Here is a 20993-nt window from a genome sequence, read left to right on the forward strand (position 1 = left end):
CTAAGGTCTTATCACGAAGTTTTGCTGGCAATATCCGCGTGTTCAGTACAGCAATAGTGAAGATTGCCACGTTGTACTGATTCGGATGCGGGAAAATAGACTTGGCAATACGCACAGCTAAGCATAGACTCAGCTTGTTTAGCACTAGGATTTTGTACAAATTGATCCTCTCGCCAATCTTCTTGGGAGGAATTCGCACTATCTTGATTACGGTTCGAAGGCGGCGTATTGGCACGAAAACTCTTGCGCAAGGCCAGATACACAAGGACTGCTAAGCACAACCACAAAAATAATTTCACAGCACGCTCCTGTGTAGCACGACTTCCATCACAAAACGACTACCAACGTAGGCCAACAAGAGGCTGAGGAAACCAAATAAGGTAATTCTCAATACCGCTTTACCGCGCCAACCGCGCCATTGACGACCGGCCAACAGCACGGCAAACAAGCCCCACGATAACAGAGACAATACCGTCTTATGATCCCATTTAAACGCAACGCCCAGGAACTGTTCTGAGAAGATTACGCCAGAAAGCACAGTCAAACTCAGCAAAATAAAACCCAAGCTAACCAGCATAAACAAAATATGCTCCATCTTTAATAGCGCAGGTAAACGATCCAAGGCTTTTTCCAACCATGATTGCACTGGTTTGCCGCGCATACGATGCAAATGTAAGTCTTGCACATACATAATCAAGGCATGAAATGCAGCGATAGTTAAAGTGCTATACGCCAGCATAGCGACGCCGACATGCCATGGAAACATCGATGGCTTATTAAGTAGCGGCACCAAATTACCGGGAAAAACCAAAGGTAACAAAGCTGTTACGGCGGCTTGAGGCAAAATCAAAATACGTAAGCCATCGAGCGAGAAATTACGATTTTCGACCAAATACACCAAAATGGAGACCCAAATCGCAGCCGACCACATGACTGCAAAACCGATTCTTAAAGCATGTTCAGCATAAACACTTAGGCCTAGCGCAAGTCCATGCACACACCATGCAATCGCAGCGGTGCTTAGTGAAAGCAGTTTACGATGATTGGGAATAAATGGGCAAATCGCATATAAGAGCGCAGCCGCAATTGATAAATAAATTAGCATGGCTTAAGTTTACACTATGTTGGACTTATTTTTTCCTGATTGAAATTCTTGATCCAGCAAATAAATGATTGATTTGGCGAACCACAACAAACGTTTGAATTTCGCGCTGAGTTTCGCGCAATTGACAAGTTCGACTTTGCGTCAACGCAAAGAGTTCAGAAAAAGTCATCCATACTATCGTCGATATTGGTCACTATGCATACATACGCACCGTTGAACTCAAGCTCGCAATTTATCCGCACTTACCTGATTATCTTCACCGGCGATGTTCAATCTGCGCGAAATATCCACTAGCTAAGCACTAATTAAGTACTAATTGCGCAGCAATATAATCCTCTACGGAAACTTTATAAGCTGCAATTACAACATGCCTAAATATATGTGTAAAAAGCTTGCTCGATTCACTTGACTAAGGATGGTCGCTTCTAGATACTGCCAAGCACTCAAGAACAGGGTCGAACAATAGTTCAGTCATGTGCCAGATGAGTAGTTTAAAAACAAGTAGTCTTTTTTGCAGGAATTAAAATGAAAAAATCACTTTTCGCTTTAGCCGCACTCACTCTCACCAGCGGCTTTGCACAAGCCGATGAAGGTATGTGGATGCCGCAACAGTTACCACAAATAGCTAAGCAACTCAAAGCAGCGGGTTTAAAACTAGATCCAAAATCTTTAACAAAGTTGACCGAATTCCCGATGGGTGCAATTGTCAGCTTGGGCGGTTGCTCTGCATCTTTTGTTTCTCCTCAAGGTTTGGTTGCAACCAACCATCACTGCGTTTATGACAGTGTGGCGCGCAACTCAACACCAGAACGTAACTTGCTGGCTGATGGCTTCCTCGCAAAAACTCTGGCAGAAGAATTACCTGCTGGCCCAGGCTCACGCATTTTCGTTACAACCGAAGTGACTAATGTCAGCGACAAAGTAATTACCGCGGATGTGGCGAAATTAACTGGTAAAGCACGCGTTGATGCGATCGAAAAAAATCAAAAAACCATGATCGCAGCATGTGAAAAAGAAGCTGGATATCGTTGCAGCATTCCGACTTTCTACGGTGGTTTAGAGTTCTATCTGATTAAACAGATGGAAATCAAAGACGTCCGTTTGGTGCATGCACCAGCCGAAGGCGTTGGTAAGTTTGGTGGCGACACCGATAACTGGATGTGGCCACGCCATACAGGCGACTATGGTTTCTATCGTGCTTACGTAAGCAAAGATGGCAAACCAGCTGAATACAGCAAAGACAACGTGCCATACGTACCGAAGCATGTCCTGAAGTTGGCTAAAGATGGTTTAAAAGAAGGTGATTTCGTGATGGTATTGGGCTATCCAGGCCGTACTAACCGTCATCGTTTGCCATCTGAAATTTCTTACACTTTCGATTTCGAATACCCGAATTTCGTCAAAAACTCTGCGGAAACTTTGGCGATCATCGCTGCAGAAACCAAAGACAATAAAGACGCTAGTTTGAAATATGCGGGTATGGTTGCAGGCATCAACAACTACTACAAAAACCGTCAAGGTATGTTGGATAGTTATGCGGGCAGCGATATCTTGGAGCGCAAAACCAAAGAACACGCAGACTTAAAAGCATGGGTCAACTCTAATCCTAAGACTAAAGCAGAATATGCTGCAGACATCGAAAAAATTGAAGAAATCTATGCAAAACGCGATGCGACTGCGAAGAAAGAATCTTATTTAGCATCTTCTTCCCCACGTTTCTTATCAACTGCCCGTACTTTGTACCGCTTGGCGCATGAAAAAACCAAACCAGATGCAGAACGTCGTGCTGGTTTCCAAAATCGTGATTTGCCACGCTTCAAAGCAACAGTTGATGGCGTAGAACGTAGCTATGATGAGAAAGTAGATAAAGCTTTAGTATTAAATAGCTTGGTCAAATACGCAGCAGCGCCAGCCGCTGAACGCAATTCGAACTTTGACAATGCTATGGGTATTAAAGATGGCATGACAAAAGATCAGTTGAAAGCCTTGCTGGATCAAATGTATGCCGGTAGCCAATTTGGTGACAAAGCATTCCGTACTTCATGGTTGAATAAGTCGGTGGACGAATTCAAAGCAAGCAACGATAGCTTTATCAAAGCTGCAGTTGCGATGTTTGACGAAAGCATGAAGCGTGAAGCAGCTGATTTGGAATCTGCAGGCAATTCACAAAAAGCTTATGCTAGCTACATGAAAGCAAAAATCGCTTACATGAATAGCAAAGGCCAAGCGGTTTATCCAGATGCAAATAGCACTTTACGTGTGACTTTCGGTAAAGTTGCAAGCCGTCCATTCGGTGCCGATGGTACAACTTGGACTGCATTCACTACCGTAAAAGGTATCACAGCAAAAGCAACTGGCACTGGTGAATTCAATGCACCAGCGAATCAATTGGCTGCAATCAAAGCGAAAGACTTTGGTAAATACGTTGACCCAGTATTGAAAACTGTTCCAGTCAATTACTTGGCAACTTTGGATATCACTGGCGGCAATTCAGGCTCTGCAGCTTTGAATTCTAAAGGCGAATTCATCGGCTTAGCATTTGACGGCACCTTGGATTCCATCATCGCTGATTGGGATTACAACAAAGCATCTAGCCGTTCTATCCAAGTAGATTTGCGCTACATGTTGTGGCAAATGAAACACGTTGATAAAGCGGATAACTTATTGAAAGAAATGGGCGCAGAGTAAGCTGCTCAGTTGTAAATTCAACTTTAAGTTAGCAAATGAAGCCACGTTGAGGTAATTCAACGTGGCTTTTTTATTTATACAAACAGCATGAAAGCAGGCGATCATACGACAAAACCGATGATATCTCGAAGGAAACACCCTCATTTCGAGTAAAATACCGAGCCTTAAGCTGATATCAAGCCTTATTCAAAACTGATATCGCAATGCCGTATTTATACCAATTTGAAACAGAAAGTTTACTATGCTCGACAATCTGACCCAGCGCCTCGCCAAAGTCGTCAAGACTATGCGTGGCGAAGCGCGTTTAACTGAATCCAATACCGCTGACATGCTGCGTGAAGTGCGTATGGCCTTATTAGAGGCAGACGTTGCATTGCCTGCGGTACGTGAATTGATTGCGCGCGTCAAAGAAAAGGCCATGGGCGAAGATGTAATCGGCTCATTGACACCTGGTCAAGCACTCGTTGGCGTCGTACAAAAAGAACTCGCATCGGTGATTGGTGCGGATTTAGGTGAAAACGCATCAGAATTAAACTTTGCGACCCAACCGCCTGCCATCATTTTAATGGCGGGTCTACAAGGTGCAGGTAAAACCACCACGGTTGGTAAGCTCGCCTTATTCTTACGCGAAAAGAAAAAGAAAAAAGTCTTAACCGTGTCTGCCGACGTCTACCGTCCAGCGGCGATTGGGCAGCTAGAAACAGTTACCGCACAAGCAGGTGCCGATTTCTTCCCCACCACCATCAATGACAAACCGGTTGATATAGCCTTAGCTGCTTTGGATTGGGCAAAGAAACATCATCACGAAGTATTAATCATCGATACCGCTGGTCGTCTTGGTATTGACGAAGCGATGATGCAAGAAATCGCTGCCGTACATGCGGCAGTGAATCCAATCGAAACCTTGTTCGTGGTCGACGCCATGTTGGGGCAAGATGCGGTCAACACCGCTAAAGCCTTTAACGATGCATTACCTTTGACCGGTGTAGTTCTGACCAAACTTGACGGTGACTCACGCGGTGGTGCTGCATTGTCAGTACGCCATGTCACTGGCAAGCCAATTAAGTTCGCTGGTGTTTCAGAAAAACTCGATGGCCTCGAAGCCTTTGACGCAACGCGCATGGCGAACCGTATTCTCGGCATGGGCGACATTCTTGCTTTGGTCGAATCGGCGCAAAAAGGCATGGACGTCGAAGCGGCAAAAGGCTTAGCTGAAAAAATCAAAGTCGGCGGCAAGTTTGATATGAACGATTTCAAAATGCAGTTGGCACAAATGAAGAATATGGGCAGCCTATCCAGCTTGATGGATAAACTCCCAGCGCAGTTCCAACAAGCTGCCAGTGGCGCCAACATGGATAATGCCGAAAAACAAATGCGTCGCATGGAAGGCATCATCAATTCAATGACCCCGCTAGAACGTGCAAAACCCGATTTAATCAAAGCTTCACGCAAACGTCGCATTGCGGCTGGTGCTGGCGTACAAATTCAAGAAGTCAATCGCATGTTAGCGCAGTTTGATCAAATGCAAAGCATGATGAAAAAACTTAAGGGTGGTGGCATGATGAAAATGATGCGGGGTCTAAAAGGCATGATGCGTTGATTTACCTACATAAATCCAATTCTAGGGCGCTGTGCGTTGTTGCCAATGCTCGCAATACCGCAGTATTGCTGCGCTTGGCGCCTAGCGCAGCATCCCTAAAATTGAATTTCTAAAGGCAAATCGCCTTAGTATTTTTTTGAATGAAACTAAAATAGCTTCGCTGCGTTTTACAAAATCGGAGGTCGGGTGCAACCCGCACTACCAACATTTGCAGTAACAAAGCTAGTGAAACAAAAAAAGAACCAGCATTCTTTAATTATGCACATTGTAGGATTGTACTGTTTCAACAAAACTACATCGCCATCGTCGAATTTCTAAAGCCGCCTATTTATTTGTCTTACGCTTCCCAGCAACTTATCGACCATCCTCGCAATACCGAAGTATTACGGTGCTTGGCGCAAAACAAACTGGAACGCAACATCACTTAAATATGTGATGCACTTCAGTTTCTAAAGTCTGGTCAAAAGCCCGACTTCATCTCCACATACAAGTCATCTATTTTGCCGCTCCATCCCTAAGACCTCGTATTAAGAGGTTTTGATTTTACGTTTTTCAAATCCCGATTTCATCGATAACAAAGCCATCATTTGTCTCACTCTGCAGAGGAAAAACGACATTTTTCCCTCTGAAAACCACGTCTCTCATGATTTCTCACACTTTTTTCGCAAAAAGCAAAAAAAAACACTTGCATCACTCTGTAATCGGCACCACTATAAGCACTGCGTGAAATGGCGCATTTTCCAAGACAATTGTGAAGGAGCCTCAATATGGCAACAGCACCAAAAAAAGCAGCAGCAAAACCAGCAGCGAAGCCTGCCGCAAAAGCAGCAGCGAAACCTGCAGCAGCAAAAAAACCAGTAGCAAAAGCGGCAGCGAAACCTGCGGCGAAGGCAGCAGCTAAACCTGCAAAAGCAGCAGCGAAGCCAGCAGCTAAAAAACCAGCAGCAGCGCGTAAGCCAAATGCAGCTTTCATGAAGCCTATGACTTTGTCTCCAGTATTGGCAGCAGTAATTGGCGCAGCACCAATGCCACGTACTGAAGTCACCAAGAAAATCTGGGAATACATCAAAAAGCACAAGCTGCAAGACGAAGCAAACAAACGCAATATCAACGCGGATGACAAATTGAAAGCCGTTTTCGGTGGCAAGAAACAAGTCTCCATGTTTGAAATGACAAAACTCATTTCTGGTCATCTGTCCTAATTAGATTTCTAATTGGATTTGATTTCCATATTGCTTTGGGCAATGCTTGGGTCGTAAATCTTACTACCCAAATCCCAAACAAAAACGCCCGCATCGCGCGGGCGTTTTTGTTTCTAATACGAGCCATCAACATCTCTACAAACAATACAAATAAAGTGGCTTGTTCGAATTTAGGACACCAGTCACATCTTCAATGCTAGCTACCAGATTTGATTAAAGTCGTATCTAATCGCTGGCGCTTTCATAAACTCAATCAGTGATGTTGAGTTGTCGACTTATTCACTCACTGCACTTTATTCGCAGCAAATAAACTGGGTAACCAAGCCGCTGTTTGTGATTTAATCCAATCGATATCTTCATCTGAATTAAGTCGCGCATAAGCAAAGAAATACAGGATCTTGCCTTTGACCATGGTATTGGTTAAACCCATCACCATAGGGATTTGTTTCAGCTCGCCGTTCACATTTGCTTGCACCAAGGTTTTCGCAATCAATGAGACATAGCTGTCATCACCTATTACATCCAGCACTTTCATCTCACCTAATTTTAAGCTGAGCTCTTTGGCCTGCGGTGACTTGCTATCTTTCTTCAAACGATCAACAGCCATGTCGATTTCGGTTTGCATACGTGCTGCGTTTTCGTCGAATAATTTCTTGTATTGATTCTTCAATTGGTCGCGCACCATGCCATATTCACGTTCAGACATGTTGACGCCTTCGGCTGCACGCAAAGTCTGTACCATGAAATAACGATGTAATTGTGGCGCGCTCTGTGCGAGCAAGGCTTTGACATCGTCATCACTCATAAAAAAACTAAGTAAGCGATTGGTTGAGGCTGTCATGTTTTCGCCAAATTGACGGATGGCAGGCATCATGCTTGAAGGGTCTGAATAATTTTTTGGCTCAGGAATCAAGATACGTGTACCCGAGATGTTCACTTCAATAGGCTTAGCAACTTGCTTTACTGCAGACTGATCAAGCGCGTAAGTATTGCCAACAGAAAGTGCGAGCGCTAGTACAGCGATCAAACGTGCTAAGTAAGTTTTCATAAAGTATCCCGAATCAAAATCATCATTATAAATTTATTACAAAAGAACTTGCGACCAATTTCAAATAAATCGAAGTATGATTTCTTATTAGTCGATGATCAGTTGCAGTTCAATTGTTGGTCGCTGATTGATCAACTCACGCAACTCCACCCATTCACAGCAATCAACACTCACTCAACCAAACCAACTGGCAATGTCCCTGAGAAATTTGTGGATATTGATAAATCTCGACAAGCTTTGATCAGCCTCAAAGCTTGTCTCGAAACAGTCAATATCGATGTCGCGTTTCTATTGCCATCTTTCCAAAATTGACTGCAGTCAAGGAAAGCCATTCCCTAGCCACTTACTATCAGTGACGTGGGGAAATAACATCCACAACATCAAATAGTGCTGTGCAGTCATCACGATCAATCAGCGCTTTTTATGATTTACTTTAGGACCTACGCAAAATTGCGCCAGCTTTTGTTTTGTGTATGTCCTAGCATTCACTAGGGGTTAACTCGACATGAGCTCATCGTTCACCAAGTCAACCGCCAGAAATATTTTTTATGGCGGCTCTGTATTTTTCTTCCTGTTATTTCTCGGACTCACATTCGATACGATGAATACGCTTCCTAAGCGTGATAACAGTGCCAACCTAACTGAATCTGCCATTCGTGGTAAGAAAATTTGGGAAACCCGTAACTGTATCGGTTGCCATACTTTACTTGGTGAAGGTGCTTATTTTGCTCCTGAGCTAGGCAATGTCTACAAGCGCCGTGGTCCAGAATTTATTAAAGCATGGATGGCTGCTCAACCGACTGGTGCACCGGGTCGTCGTCAAATGCCACAGTTCAATTTGAATGAAAAAGAAATGAACGATTTGGTCGAGTTTCTGAAATATAGCTCAGAGATCAACACCAACAACTGGCCGCCAAATATCGAAGGCTAAGAGCGCGACACCTTTCAACGATTCGTGGAGAATTTTATGCAATACAAATCACAGGCCGTCGCGAAGCCCTACTTCATCGCGGCAATTGCCCTGTTCGTTGGCCAAATTCTGTTTGGCCTGATCATGGGCTTGCAATATCTGATAGGCGACTTTTTGTTTCCGCTGATTCCTTTTAACGTAGCACGGATGGTGCATACCAACTTGCTGATCGTATGGCTGCTATTTGGCTTTATGGGCGCTGCCTACTACTTGATTCCAGAAGAATCAGAACGTGAACTACATAGCCCGAAATTGGCGATGCTGATGTTCTGGGTATTTTTAGTTGCGGGTGCGTTAACCATCGTTGGCTATCTTGCAGTGCCTTACGCATCATTAGCACATCTCACGGGTAATGATCTACTCGAAACCATGGGACGTGAATTCCTTGAGCAACCTTTACCTACCAAAGTCGGTATTGTGATTGTTGCTTTGGTGTTCCTCTTTAATATTTCGATGACGGTGTTAAAAGGTCGCAAGACAAGTATTAGCTTGGTCATGCTTGCTGGCTTGTGGGGCTTGGCGATTTTCTTCTTATTCTCTTTCTACAATCCTAGCAATCTCGTTAAAGATAAATTCTACTGGTGGTGGGTAGTCCATCTGTGGGTAGAAGGTGTGTGGGAATTGATCCTCGGTGCGATGTTGGCTTTTGTTTTGATTAAAGTCACAGGGGTTGACCGTGAAGTAATCGAAAAATGGTTGTATTCAATTATTGCGATGTCTTTAATCACTGGCATTATCGGTACAGGTCACCATTATTTCTGGATCGGTGCACCTGAATACTGGCAATGGTGGGGTAGCGTATTCTCCGCCTTAGAACCAATTCCATTTTTCATGATGACGGTGTTTGCATTCAATATGGTGAATCGTCGTCGCCGTGATCACCCAAATCGTGCTGCTGTTTTGTGGGCATTGGGTACTGGTGTGATGGCATTCTTGGGCGCTGGTGTATGGGGCTTCTTACATACTTTGTCACCAGTCAATTACTACACACATGGTACACAAATTACCGCAGCACACGGTCACATGGCTTTCTATGGTGCTTATGCGATGGTAGTGATGACGATGATCAGTTACACCATGCCTTTAATGCACGGCCGTCAAGCCAATAGCAATCGCGCACAAGTTGTTGAAATGTGGTCATTCTGGATGATGACAGTTTCTATGGTATTCATCACCTTGTTCTTGACTGCGGCTGGCGTGTTGCAAGTGTGGCTGCAACGTGTTGCGACCTCGCCATTAAGTTTTATGGCAACGCAAGATCAAATCGCCATATTCTATTGGTTACGTCTCGCATCCGGTGTGGTCTTTACCCTTGGATTGGGCTTATATATCTTTAGCTTCTTTGTAGGTGGAGACAAAGCCGAGAGTGCATCTCAGGCTTAATCAGCAGAGCAACGCCCGACAAAACATCGTCGGGCGTTTTTAGTTATATGTATAAATGTAGTCAGTAAGAACTGAAGCAAAATTAGATGGATGAAGTAGCACACGGATAAATTAGATTACGCGTGTCAGTCTGCGTAAAGCAAAGCACACCAACAAATATTTTGACTAAGTTTGATAAGAAAGTTTTTCATGAATGATTTGAGTCATCAAGTGTTTCTCTCTAATGCTGCAGCAGCCTCAAGCACAGTAGAGATTCCTTACTATCAACCAGTCGCCAATGAATGTGCATTATTCGAGCTTGCGTATCAACGCCAATTGCCCTTGTTAATTAAAGGACCGACTGGCTGTGGTAAAACACGCTTTGTCGCTCATATGGCGGCAAAATTAGCACGCCCATTGATCACCGTTGCATGTCACGATGACTTGAGCGCAGCGGATCTAGTTGGTCGTCATTTAATAGGCGATGGTGAAACTCTATGGTCAGACGGCCCACTAACCCGCGCAGTACGCCAAGGCGGTATATGTTATTTAGATGAAATCGTCGAAGCACGTAAAGATACCACCGTCGTCTTGCATCCGCTCACCGATGATAGACGCATACTGCCTATCGAACGAACCGGTGAAGAATTAGCAGCACCGAACGAATTTATGCTGGTGGTGTCGTATAACCCCGGCTATCAAAATCTATTAAAAAATCTCAAACCCTCGACGCGTCAACGCTTTTTGGCGATACAGTTTGATTATCCAAATGCCGAATTAGAACAAAGTATTTTGATCAAAGAAGCGGGCATCGATTTGGCATTAGCGACGCGCTTAGTTGATATCGCGCGACGCTTCCGTCAACTGAAACAACATGATTTAGATGAGGCCGCCTCTACCCGCTTACTAGTCTATGCCGCCAATTTAATTGCGGCTGGCTGCCCACCGGTCGAAGCTTGTGCTGCGGCGCTAGTAGAACCCTTAAGCGACGATCTCGACACCATCGCTGCCTTGATGGAAGTGATTAAACTCCACTTTGGTAGCGGCAAAGTACCCACCAAAACGTCATGAAAATTCTGGAACCGACCAAGCAGGAAATTCAAATTGCTAGCACAGCGGCGACACTGTATTTGCTCAACATTTTGATTTTGCCTTTCCTCGCATTTGTTTTATTGCTGATTCTGTACCAACGTCATCGTGATCACGTCTCGACTTTGGTGCAATGTCACTTAATACAAGCGATGCGAGCAAGTGTTTGCGCAGGAATTATGCTGGTCTTAGTCAGCGCAGGAATTTTACTCTTTGGTGACTGGCATCATGTCGGCACATGGATGTTTTTAATTCTCTACGTGCTGTGCTTGCATTCTGTGTTTATTTTATTTGGGGTATTTGCCCTTACCAAAGCGCTGTCTGGCAAATTGTATTTCTATCCGCTGATAGGAAAATCTGCTGGCCAACACCACGATTAAAGCGAAATTCCCCATGCAGGTGAAAACACATATCGGTTTATGGGGCGTACCCGTACAAAAATGGCGACGCATGACGCAGGTCGGCTTTTTTTTGCTGTTCGTGTTTGCGCCTATCTTCGATATCTTTCGATTGGATTTACATCTCAAGCATTTCATCATCTTTGGGATGGATTGGACTCTTGGCCTAAACGATTTCGTCGCGGGGAAAGATACCGCAGCACAAGCCGCCAAAGCAATATTTCTGCACGCGATCTTGCCCCTCATTTTGGTGGCAGCAGCGGTGATTTTTGTCGCTTGGAAATGGGGACGAATTTATTGCGGTTGGTTATGTCCGCATTTTTCTATCGTCGAGACCATCAATCAAACCTTACGGCGTGCCATCGGTAAACAAAGCTTGTGGGAAAAAGAAACTCAACCCACGCGCAATCCAGATGGTAGCGAAACCAAACCAGACGCGATCTGGTGGTTCGGTGTGATACCACTGGTGATCATTTGCGCGATCACTTGGGCGACAGTTTTACTCACTTATCTACTACCACCGGCAGAAATTTACAGCAATATCTGGCATGGCACCTTAACCCGCAATCAAAGTATCTTTTTAATCGCGGGCAGCATTGCCTTCTTCGTCGAATTTATGTTCGCGCGTCATCTATTTTGCCGCTATGCCTGTGCGCTTGGCTTATTTCAAAGTCTAGCGTGGATGGGCAATGACAAAGCGATGGTGATAGGCTTTAAGCGCGAAAGAGCCAAAGACTGTTCGACTTGTTACTCTGCTTGCGATCACGTTTGCCCTATGCGCCTCAATCCGCGCAACGTCAAACGCATGATGTTTGCCTGCGTACAATGCGGACAATGTACCGACGCCTGCATGCAAACCCAAAGCGACAATCCACAAAGTAATTTGCTGGAATGGGTCAATCAAGCTTATGCCGAATCAGAAGCCGCGTTGAATGGCAGTACCGCACGTGTCATTCAAATTAAGCTGGAAAATAAGCTGGAAAAAAACAATCTCATCACTGGCGAAAATTCCCAGCAGATCGTCGCTAAAACCAGCCAACATTGAACCTTAGAAAAGCACAGTCATGGAAGAATACATAGGCGGTCTATGGGATAAACTGATCACCCGCGTTGCCTACCAAGGCTATCCCGAAGCAAGGGTGGAATTAGCCCAGATGAAAAACATCGCAGCAACGTTTTTCCGCGCACTTGGTGGTGATCCTGGCTTAAATCTGCAATCAGGCTCCGCTAGCACGCACGGCGCTCGTCGTCGTTGGCTAGAACGTATCGCAGGAATTGGTGAAAAAGTAGAGCTAACATGGGCCGATGACAGCACGCTACATCTACCCGCGTATATCGACTATTTTCCAGAACGCGAACTGAATCGTGAACTATATTTATGGTTATTGGCGCTGGTTGCCCATGATGTTCAACCCACGGCACCCTATTTACAACGCAATCAAGCAGCGACCTTGGCATTATTAAACGCCTTCCCTTCTTTGCAAGAACGCTATGCACGCTTGGTACAAGCAAGCCTGTTACGGCGCACAGATCCAAGCCAATTAAAAAAGCATGAAGCGCAAAATGAGTTACTGATACGTCAAGCACTAAAAAATCCTGGCAGTGTTCACACCGAGTTAATCAAAACTTCGCGTAAAGAATTTGCTTTTACCCCTGTCATTCTTTGGCTGCAATCGGCTAACAAGAGCAATGCGGTCAGCAATAAAGCAGCGAACAAGACGACACCTGAACAGGCACAAGGCAGCGCTGCGCAAAACGATACCGAACAACGCAAACGCATGGCAGAACGCACTGACATGCCGGACAACCCTAGCCCCTTCATGCTGTTGTTTCGTGCCGAAAGTCTGTTTTCTTGGGCGGAATACGTGAAAGTCAATCGCCCCTTAGATGAAGACGATAATCCCGATGCGCAACGTGCTGCCAATGATTTTGATGTACTAAGCGTTGCTAATGATGGCAAAAGCACCGCCAGCCGCGTGCGTTTTGATCTTGATCTGCCAGCAGAAGCCGATGATGATTTACTGCTTGCCGATGGCATTCTGTACCCAGAATGGCATTACAAAAAACAGCAACTCATCGACAAACATGCTTGCATACAAATGCTATTAGCACGTGATGCAGAACCTCAAAGTTTGCCAGCACATCTACGTCCTACCGCCAAACGTTTACGTCAGCAATTTCAAAGCCTCGCTCCAGAACGGCAGCGACTGCGCAGCCAAATGCGTGGCGACGATATTGATATCGATGCTTGTGTGCGTTTTAATGCCGAACGCTGCGGCGCAAATAGCGCTACTAATCATCATCGACTAGCAGTAGCTAGCCCAGGCCTGTATCTAGATAATCGCCAACAAAGCCGAGACATGGCTTGTCTTTTACTCGCGGACTTATCGATGTCCACTGATACTTGGGTCAACAATCAGGCGCGTGTGATTGATGTGATACGCGATAGTTTGTATTTGCTGTGCGAAGCCTTAGCAGCGACGCGCGATCGCTTCGCTTTATATGGTTTCTCTTCGGTACGGCGCGACAATGTGCGCTTTCATTTGCTAAAAGGCTTTGATGAGCCGTATGGCGATCAAATACGTGGGCGCTTAGCAGAGATCAAGCCCGGCTTTTATACCCGCATGGGCGCAGCGATAAGGCATGCCTCTGCGATCTTGCAACAACAAAAAAATGCACGACGTTTGCTATTTATTCTGACTGACGGGAAACCAAATGACCTCGACCAATATGAGGGGCGCTATGGCATCGAGGATACATGCGTCGCCATTCACGCAGCACGTCAAATGGGGCTCATTCCGTTTTGTGTCACGATCGATGAGAAGGCGGAAGATTACCTGCCACACCTATTCGGTGCAAAAGGCTACATCGTGGTCAAAGATGCGACGGAATTGCCACAGCTATTACCGCGCTTATATGCACAGTTAACAAACCAGTATTAGGTGCAATTTTTAAACCGCCTTAATTTCCCAACCCAATATGAGCGCGGTCACTAAATTATCGACAATCATCTTTCATTACTGAATCAGCCAATATACATAAATGTAGGAATGTCATTGCTGCCAAAACAAAGATAGTGTGTCATTGGCCTTTTATGCCGCCAGTTTTCACCTTCGCAGGAAGGGCAACGGGCAAAGCAAGGCTGGAATGAATGAGTGAATAGTATGGGTCCTCGAACTCGTTGTTTTTACCTCTCTTTTTGTCTGAAAAATCTCGCAAACTTTGTCCCAAGTTTGATCTATCGCAGACTTTACTTGTTTCAAATTCTTTCTTGACCATCGTCAATGATTTACCAAAAGCAGGGGCGTAGCCTGACATTGTCCGCACTGCACAAATGTACTAGACACTTAGCAAGAAAATTGAATAGACATCACTAGTACTTGGCTACGGCAGCTATTCCATCACGAATTAATGCAGCAGAAAACTCAGAAAATTTTTTACCGAAATACAGTCGTAATTTCATCAAAAAAAGAGGACCTAAAATGAAGTCAACCAATATCAATACGATCAGAACCCCGATGCTGCGCCCTCTCGTCGCTGCACTCGCTTGCTTGCCACTCACCTTTGGCTTTGCTTATGCACAAGAGAAGAAAGATGAAAAGACACATGCAGCAGCGGAATTGAAATACCAAGCTGGCGGCTCCCCTTTAGCGAGCGAAGCCATGCATCAAAATATCAATCCAAAAGCGCCAGCAATGACGCAAGCGGAATTTGAGATTGGTAAACAAATCTACTTCCAACGTTGCGCAGGCTGCCACGGCGTATTGCGCAAAGGCGCAACAGGTAAAGCGCTGACACCGGATATCACTTTAGAAAAAGGGACTGACTACCTCAAAGTATTCATCGCTTATGGCTCACCAGCAGGTATGCCAAACTGGGGGACTTCTGGCGACTTGAGCGAAAAAGAAGTCGATTTGATGGCACGCTATATTCAACAAGAGCCACCTACTCCACCAGAATTTGGCATGAAAGAAATGCTGGCAACCTGGAAGGACATCATTCCACCTTCCAAACGTCCAACTAAGAAGATGAATAAGTACAACATCGCCAATATCTTCTCAACGACTTTGCGTGATTCTGGCGAAGTGGCTTTAATCGATGGCGATACCAAGAAAATCATCAACATCGTTAAAACTGGCTACGCTGTACACATTTCACGTATCTCCGCTTCAGGTCGTTACCTCTACGTGATCGGTCGTGATGCACGTTTGAACTTGATCGACTTGTGGATGGAGAAACCAGATAACGTCGCTGAAATCAAAGTCGGTTTGGAAGCACGTTCTGTAGAAACATCGAAGTTCAAAGGCTATGAAGACAAATTTGCGGTTGCGGGTTCTTACTGGCCACCACAATACGTGTTGATGGAAGGTGATTCCTTGAAACCTTTGAAGATCGTTTCTACACGCGGCATGACAGTCGACAATGAATACCATCCAGAACCGCGCGTTGCCTCTATCGTGGCATCACATTACCATCCAGAATTCGTGATCAATGCCAAAGAAACGGGCAAAATCATGATGGTGAACTACTCAGATTTAAACAATCTGAAAGTCACTACTTTGGATGCAGCGAAGTTCTTGCATGATGGTGGTTTCGATTCAACTGGTCGCTACTTCTTAGTCGCTGCAAATGCATCGAATAAGATCGCGGTAGTTGATACCAAAGAAGACAAGATGGCAGCGATTGTAGAAGTTGGCAAGACACCACATCCAGGTCGCGGCGCAAACTTTGTACATCCTAAGTTTGGTCCAGTGTGGGCAACTAGCCACTTAGGTGATGAGACCATCTCCATGATTGGTACTGATCCAGTCAAACACAAAGCACAAGCATGGAAAGTAGTTGATACGATTAAAGGACAAGGCGGTGGTTCTTTGTTTATCAAGACCCATCCAAAATCCAAAAATCTGTGGGTTGATACACCATTGCATCCTGATGCGAAAATCAGTCAATCTGTCGCGGTGTTTGACATCAATAACTTCGGCAAGGGCTTTGAAGTTTTGCCTATCGGTGAATGGTCTGGTTTAGGTGACGGTGCAAAACGTATCGTACAACCTGAATACAATATCGCTGGTGATGAAGTTTGGTTCTCTGTCTGGAGCGCAAAAGACAAGGAATCTGCAATTGTGATCGTCGATGACAAAACACGTAAGTTGAAAAAAGTGATTCGCGATCCAAAACTGATTACACCAACTGGCAAATTCAACGTCAACAATACACAGCATGACGTGTATTAAGGAGAATCGAATGAAAAGCTCAATTTCAAGCATCTTAGCAGCGTGTGCGGTTGCACTAGTCAGTTTGCCAGCAATGGCAGACACGGGTGCTGACCTCGCAAAGAAAAATAACTGCATGAGTTGTCATGGCGTCGATAAAAAAATTATCGGCCCAGCATTCAAAGACGTTGCGAAGAAATACAAAGGCAATAACGATGCAGTTGCCCTGCTATCCAAAAAAGTGAAAGATGGTGGCAGCGGTGTTTGGGGTCCGATTCCTATGTCCCCAAATAAAACGATCAGCGATGCTGACATCAAGGTAATGGTGGAGTATGTACTTTCTTTAAATTAAGCTTTAATTTAGGATTGTATTAAGGTCGAATAAGCCCGCATGATTTGGAGTGCTATGCGGCAAGGTGCTCCAAATCTGTATGAATTGATCGTCCTCGCCATTAGCTATCTTTAGCTGTCTTTAGCAATTCAAAAGCGTACAGAAAAACAATCTGTACGCTTTTTTGTTAACTATTACTCTTCATTTGTCACGAGTCATTTTGCGCATATTCACTGATAGACTTTAACACTCGATACGCCCTATCATGTATGACAATATCGAACCAAGGTTTCCGTCTTGAAGGCCTTCGCCAACAAACGACGCAGATTATCGAGAATGTGAACGATGACTCCCAACCAACAATCTATGAATCTCAGCTTGATCGACTGTCGTCAAGCCACGCCAGAACAATATCCACAGCTCGGTGGTAAAGGATCGCAACTTGCGCGTTTGCTGCGTTACGGCTTGCCAACACCAGTAAGCTTTGTCATCCCCGCAGCGTATTGCCGCACACTGATTCCTGAGCACATCTGGGCACAAGCGATAACAGCATGCGAACAATACCAAGATCAGCCCGAGCAAGCAGAACTTGCTTTAAGTGCAGTTCGTCAAGCAATTACACAGTTAGCCAGCTTAGATCAAAACGACACCCAACTTCGACGCACATTAGCAGACCTACTAACAGCACAAAACTGGCAACAACAAGCCTTAGCCGTGCGGTCTTCTGCGATTGGTGAAGATGGACAACAACATTCCTTCGCCGGCATTCATCACAGCGAACTCAATGTAGTAGGGCTTGCAGCACTAGAGCGCGCCATTCTAGATGTCATTGCTTCTTTATGGACACCACAAGCCTGCGCCTATCGCGACAAGATTCAATTCTCTCATCACGATGCGAATATGGCAGTGGTGATCATGCCGATGTTAGAGTGTCACGCGGCTGGCGTGATCTTCACTTGCGATCCGCGTGATGGTCGTGAAGACCGATTATTGATTAGCAGTGTATTCGGTCTGGCAGATGAACTAGTTGCAGGCAAAGTCAATGGCGAAGACATCATCGTGCAACATGACTGGTCGCATCAGGATTGGCACATCGTTGGTCGTCGTTGCGCGCATAGTAATACCTTGCAGATGTCTGAGGAACCAAGTTCTCCACAATCTACACAGTCCAGAACAAATTCAATCTCAAATTCGCCTAAAAATACAGTCAATCAAACATCAATCATCTTAACGGACGAGCAAGCCATCACACTCGCCAAATTAGCTTGTGAAACAGCAAAGGCGATGGATTACTCTCAGCCTTATTTTGATATTGAATGGGTGTTCGATGGGCAAGAGTTCCAACTTGTGCAAGCCCGCACTATCAGCGCGCGTGGGTTGTACACCTATCCGTATCTGCAACAACAAGCAACGATGTGGACCAATGGAAATGCCAAAGAAATTTTGCCGTTTGCAATCAGGATCTGCGAACGTGATCCGATGATATGCGCGGTCAACGAAATGTTGACACTCGCACAGCAAATCGTCGGCATTCAAGTTCCGGCAGGAATACAACGCATTACGCAATTTGATGGGCACGTTTACTTAAATGCGTCGGTAATTCAATGGGAAATATTCCAGCACTTCAATCTACAACCAGACGAAGTCAATTTCATTTTTGGTGGGCATCAAGCCAATATACCTATCCCCAAACGACATTGGTCTGAGTATCTCAAGATTGCTGGCAACTTTCTCAAAGCCTTGAGCCGTTTCCCAGCTTATCGTCGGCGTGGTATGCAAGAAGCAAAAACAATACAAGCGAATAGTCTGCTGTGGCGCAAACAAGATTTATCCAACTTGAGCAATGCAGCCCTTCTGCAAGAAATACGCGAGCGATCACGCTATACCTATCTGCAACATCGCGGCCTATGCTTAATGCAAGGTGCCAGTGGCACGCTGATGCAATTACAAAAGTTTTTAGACAAAGCCTGTCCGCAAGATGCCAAAGCACTCATCGCCGCATTAATGAGTGAAGGCGAAATGAGCGTAAGCGCACAGCAAGCCTTTGATTTGTTAAGCCTCGCAAAAATCGCAGCCAAAGATGAAGTCGCACTCGATTTTCTAAAAGGAAATCTGCCAAGTGAGAGCGACATACAAACTTGTAGCGAAACATTTCAACATGCCTACACCGATTTTTTGGATCGATACGGTCATCGCGGCAATTACGAATCTTATATTTCAAGACCGAGTTGGCGTGAACAATCCGACACCCTGCATCTAGCCATACTCAATTTGGCAGAAGTCGATATAGACGCTTTACAAAAACGACAGCAAGAACAAATCGCTTGGGCGTGGAAAACAATCAAAGAACGATGTCACTTCGGACAAATTGGCACCATCAAATTCATGCAGAAGCAAGCCAAAATGGAATGCAATCAACGTGAATTTGCTCGTAGTCATTTTGGCTTAATACTGGAGCGTTCGCGTTCTTTAATGTTAGAAGTTGGTCGACGCTTACAAGGTGCAGGCATTATTCTTGAAGTTAGTGATGTGTTTGATTTAGATTATGCGGAAATTGACTGTGCGCTATCGGATATCGAAGCCAGCAAAGACCGGGCACGAGCATATCAACATCGCATCGCCGATCGACAACAACAAATCGCTCACTGGAATACGATGCCGATACGCGATGTAGTACTTCAAACAGCACAGGGCATCATTGCGAGTCCTTCGACTAACGCATTCGCACATGAATTAGCGCAAGAATTAACGCAGGAGCGTGCTGCTAACGAAGCTACACAAGAATGGCAAGGTATCGCCGTCAGCATGGCAAGTTACCGTGGCAAAGTCTGTTTGATCGAATCCCCCGCACAAATCGCCAAGCTAAAGCAAGGTGATATTGCAATTGCACTCAGTACAGATCCCAGTTGGCTACCAATTTTTTTAAAAGCGGGTGGCATGATCGTTGAAACTGGTGGCTATCTCTCGCATAGCGCCATCGTTGCACGCGAGTTAGGTATTCCAACAATCGTCAATTTACCCGGCATTACATCGCAACTACAAGATGGTGATGAGGTCATGATTGATGGGCCAGCTGGTCGCCTCTATCGCTTAACACCAAGCAAAATAAATCAGTAAAATCATGTCACATCAATTCACATTGCGCCTACTTTTCACAACTTGCTTGGGTATTTTTAATACTCAACTACTAGCGCAATCGAGCCATCTGGAAAGCACATCGCCGCGTCTAGAAACCCAGCAGTATCAGTTGTTCGAAGAAGTAGAAAAACACCAAGTTCGCATCCTTGATCGCGCTACACAAAAAACGCTGCGTGTACTTCGCTTACAAAACAAACAGGAAAAAGCTTCTCGTCTCAGTACCGTCTTGCATCATGAACAGCGGCAAAGTTTTATTCTGGTCTTGCCCGATATCGCAGAGTTATGGGAACTGAGTTATGACCCCAAAGCCGAACCTGTCTATCAAGGCTGGGTACATGATTATCAAATGGGAGAAGGCATCGCTGATACACAGTTGTTTGCGCCACGTAAAACTTTATTGAGCACCACGCTAGATTGCTTCATCCTCGATCCACAACGCCCTTACATAGCGGGTGCTGATCAGCATGGCAAATTTCAAATTATCAATCTCGATATCCGCCGCCGGATTATCGAACACCAGTTTGCGAATCCGGTTTATCCCTGTCATAGCAAGTTAGAAAATACTGGGGCCACATCGGTGCTGCATTTAGAAATGAAATCTTCTGGCTCGAATCTTAGCGAAACGACTAGTTCAATCATCTTGATTGATATGAAAACAGGGAAGAAGTTGGCGCGCTAATTTTTTAACTTTTTTTGGTTTGCTTGATTTGCGTCGTTGCTTAGGCTGGGCGCATCGTTGAACCGCCCTCACCCTAGCCCTCTCCCGCTTGCGGGAGAGGGAACTTTGAGTATCGGTTAGAATAGGCAATCATCGTCATTTTTGATCGCCAAATTTAAGAAATAATCAGC

At 45.1% G+C, this 20993-nt stretch carries 18 protein-coding genes; 14 read left to right on the top strand and 4 right to left on the bottom strand.

The window, feature by feature from the left end; all coding sequences use genetic code 11:
* Positions 1 to 11: 11 nt before the first annotated feature.
* Positions 12 to 299: a PP0621 family protein gene (locus tag IE103_RS09155; protein ID WP_189345839.1), complete on the bottom strand. Its 288-nt coding sequence runs from the start codon at positions 297 to 299 to the stop codon at positions 12 to 14.
* Positions 296 to 1105 (bottom strand): cytochrome C assembly family protein, encoded by an 810-nt coding sequence (locus IE103_RS09160; RefSeq protein ID WP_189345840.1) that lies wholly within the window; start codon positions 1103 to 1105, stop codon positions 296 to 298. Before IE103_RS09160 ends, IE103_RS09155 begins: the two co-directional genes overlap by 4 nt.
* A 525-nt stretch (positions 1106 to 1630) precedes the next feature.
* On the opposite strand from IE103_RS09160, the gene IE103_RS09165 reads away from it, so the two are divergent.
* From IE103_RS09165 to IE103_RS09175, 3 genes are all read left to right on the top strand, one after another.
* On the top strand, positions 1631 to 3793 hold the full coding sequence (locus IE103_RS09165) for a S46 family peptidase (RefSeq protein WP_189345841.1): 2163 nt from the start codon (positions 1631 to 1633) through the stop codon (positions 3791 to 3793).
* A gap of 241 nt (positions 3794 to 4034) precedes the next feature.
* Positions 4035 to 5393: a signal recognition particle protein gene (gene ffh / locus IE103_RS09170; protein WP_189345842.1), complete on the top strand. Its 1359-nt coding sequence runs from the start codon at positions 4035 to 4037 to the stop codon at positions 5391 to 5393.
* A 767-nt stretch (positions 5394 to 6160) separates the two neighbouring features.
* The gene (locus IE103_RS09175; RefSeq protein WP_189345843.1) at positions 6161 to 6595 is read left to right on the top strand and encodes an SWIB/MDM2 domain-containing protein; all 435 of its coding nucleotides are present in this window, start codon (positions 6161 to 6163) and stop codon (positions 6593 to 6595) included.
* Positions 6596 to 6878: 283 nt separating this feature from the next.
* Here IE103_RS09175 and IE103_RS09180 read toward each other — a convergent pair whose 3' ends face one another.
* Complete coding sequence (locus IE103_RS09180) at positions 6879 to 7643, bottom strand: hypothetical protein (protein WP_189345844.1); 765 nt, start codon at positions 7641 to 7643, stop codon at positions 6879 to 6881.
* Between the two features lie 48 nt (positions 7644 to 7691).
* Here IE103_RS09180 and IE103_RS09185 point away from each other — a divergent pair, with 48 nt between their 5' ends.
* The 7 genes from IE103_RS09185 (at position 7692) to IE103_RS09215 (ending at position 14404) form a co-directional block, all read left to right on the top strand.
* On the top strand, positions 7692 to 7955 hold the full coding sequence (locus tag IE103_RS09185; RefSeq protein ID WP_189345845.1) for a hypothetical protein: 264 nt from the start codon (positions 7692 to 7694) through the stop codon (positions 7953 to 7955).
* Positions 7956 to 8148: 193 nt separating this feature from the next.
* A complete protein-coding gene (locus IE103_RS09190; protein ID WP_189345846.1) occupies positions 8149 to 8574 on the top strand; it encodes a c-type cytochrome in 426 nt (141 codons plus the stop codon).
* Positions 8575 to 8610: 36 nt separating this feature from the next.
* Positions 8611 to 9996: a cbb3-type cytochrome c oxidase subunit I gene (locus IE103_RS09195; protein WP_189345847.1), complete on the top strand. Its 1386-nt coding sequence runs from the start codon at positions 8611 to 8613 to the stop codon at positions 9994 to 9996.
* A 189-nt stretch (positions 9997 to 10185) separates the two neighbouring features.
* Positions 10186 to 11046 (top strand): CbbQ/NirQ/NorQ/GpvN family protein, encoded by an 861-nt coding sequence (locus IE103_RS09200; RefSeq protein ID WP_189345848.1) that lies wholly within the window; start codon positions 10186 to 10188, stop codon positions 11044 to 11046.
* Positions 11043 to 11444, top strand: coding sequence for a hypothetical protein (locus tag IE103_RS09205; RefSeq protein WP_189345849.1), 402 nt, complete (start codon positions 11043 to 11045; stop codon positions 11442 to 11444). The genes IE103_RS09200 and IE103_RS09205 overlap by 4 nt, the downstream gene beginning before the upstream one ends.
* Positions 11445 to 11457: 13 nt before the next feature.
* The gene (locus IE103_RS09210; RefSeq protein WP_189345850.1) at positions 11458 to 12507 is read left to right on the top strand and encodes a 4Fe-4S binding protein; all 1050 of its coding nucleotides are present in this window, start codon (positions 11458 to 11460) and stop codon (positions 12505 to 12507) included.
* Positions 12508 to 12526: 19 nt separating this feature from the next.
* Positions 12527 to 14404 (top strand): nitric oxide reductase activation protein NorD, encoded by a 1878-nt coding sequence (locus IE103_RS09215; protein WP_189345851.1) that lies wholly within the window; start codon positions 12527 to 12529, stop codon positions 14402 to 14404.
* Between the two features lie 139 nt (positions 14405 to 14543).
* Here the strand turns inward: IE103_RS09215 and IE103_RS09220 are convergent, their stop codons facing one another.
* Entirely contained in the window at positions 14544 to 14780 is a 237-nt protein-coding gene (locus IE103_RS09220; RefSeq protein WP_189345852.1) for a hypothetical protein, read from the bottom strand.
* Between the two features lie 164 nt (positions 14781 to 14944).
* Between IE103_RS09220 and IE103_RS09225 the strand changes: the two genes are divergently transcribed.
* The 4 genes from IE103_RS09225 (at position 14945) to IE103_RS09240 (ending at position 20823) form a co-directional block, all read left to right on the top strand.
* On the top strand, positions 14945 to 16696 hold the full coding sequence (locus tag IE103_RS09225) for a nitrite reductase (protein WP_373295236.1): 1752 nt from the start codon (positions 14945 to 14947) through the stop codon (positions 16694 to 16696).
* A gap of 10 nt (positions 16697 to 16706) precedes the next feature.
* The gene (locus IE103_RS09230; protein ID WP_189345853.1) at positions 16707 to 17027 is read left to right on the top strand and encodes a c-type cytochrome; all 321 of its coding nucleotides are present in this window, start codon (positions 16707 to 16709) and stop codon (positions 17025 to 17027) included.
* A 345-nt stretch (positions 17028 to 17372) separates the two neighbouring features.
* A complete protein-coding gene (locus tag IE103_RS09235) occupies positions 17373 to 20123 on the top strand; it encodes a PEP/pyruvate-binding domain-containing protein (RefSeq protein WP_189345854.1) in 2751 nt (916 codons plus the stop codon).
* Positions 20124 to 20127: 4 nt separating this feature from the next.
* A complete protein-coding gene (locus tag IE103_RS09240) occupies positions 20128 to 20823 on the top strand; it encodes a hypothetical protein (RefSeq protein ID WP_189345855.1) in 696 nt (231 codons plus the stop codon).
* Positions 20824 to 20993 lie beyond the last annotated feature (170 nt).

The sequence above is a fragment of the Affinundibacterium macrobrachii genome (assembly GCF_014652415.1).
Lineage (GTDB): Bacteria > Pseudomonadota > Gammaproteobacteria > Burkholderiales > Burkholderiaceae_D > Undibacterium > Undibacterium macrobrachii.

What these genes read in the sequence shown, in the direction of transcription:
- IE103_RS09215 (WP_189345851.1), top strand. Translation starts at nt 12,527, where the DNA reads ATGGAAGAATACATAGGCGGTCTATGGGATAAACTGATCACCCGCGTT.
- IE103_RS09210 (WP_189345850.1), top strand. Translation starts at nt 11,458, where the DNA reads ATGCAGGTGAAAACACATATCGGTTTATGGGGCGTACCCGTACAAAAA.
- IE103_RS09175 (WP_189345843.1), top strand. Translation starts at nt 6,161, where the DNA reads ATGGCAACAGCACCAAAAAAAGCAGCAGCAAAACCAGCAGCGAAGCCT.
- IE103_RS09165 (WP_189345841.1), top strand. Translation starts at nt 1,631, where the DNA reads ATGAAAAAATCACTTTTCGCTTTAGCCGCACTCACTCTCACCAGCGGC.
- IE103_RS09235 (WP_189345854.1), top strand. Translation starts at nt 17,373, where the DNA reads ATGAATCTCAGCTTGATCGACTGTCGTCAAGCCACGCCAGAACAATAT.
- ffh (WP_189345842.1), top strand. Translation starts at nt 4,035, where the DNA reads ATGCTCGACAATCTGACCCAGCGCCTCGCCAAAGTCGTCAAGACTATG.
- IE103_RS09195 (WP_189345847.1), top strand. Translation starts at nt 8,611, where the DNA reads ATGCAATACAAATCACAGGCCGTCGCGAAGCCCTACTTCATCGCGGCA.
- IE103_RS09180 (WP_189345844.1), bottom strand. Translation starts at nt 7,643, where the DNA reads ATGAAAACTTACTTAGCACGTTTGATCGCTGTACTAGCGCTCGCACTT.
- IE103_RS09240 (WP_189345855.1), top strand. Translation starts at nt 20,128, where the DNA reads ATGTCACATCAATTCACATTGCGCCTACTTTTCACAACTTGCTTGGGT.
- IE103_RS09220 (WP_189345852.1), bottom strand. Translation starts at nt 14,780, where the DNA reads ATGTCAGGCTACGCCCCTGCTTTTGGTAAATCATTGACGATGGTCAAG.
- IE103_RS09205 (WP_189345849.1), top strand. Translation starts at nt 11,043, where the DNA reads ATGAAAATTCTGGAACCGACCAAGCAGGAAATTCAAATTGCTAGCACA.
- IE103_RS09225 (WP_373295236.1), top strand. Translation starts at nt 14,945, where the DNA reads ATGAAGTCAACCAATATCAATACGATCAGAACCCCGATGCTGCGCCCT.
- IE103_RS09200 (WP_189345848.1), top strand. Translation starts at nt 10,186, where the DNA reads ATGAATGATTTGAGTCATCAAGTGTTTCTCTCTAATGCTGCAGCAGCC.
- IE103_RS09160 (WP_189345840.1), bottom strand. Translation starts at nt 1,105, where the DNA reads ATGCTAATTTATTTATCAATTGCGGCTGCGCTCTTATATGCGATTTGC.
- IE103_RS09190 (WP_189345846.1), top strand. Translation starts at nt 8,149, where the DNA reads ATGAGCTCATCGTTCACCAAGTCAACCGCCAGAAATATTTTTTATGGC.
- IE103_RS09230 (WP_189345853.1), top strand. Translation starts at nt 16,707, where the DNA reads ATGAAAAGCTCAATTTCAAGCATCTTAGCAGCGTGTGCGGTTGCACTA.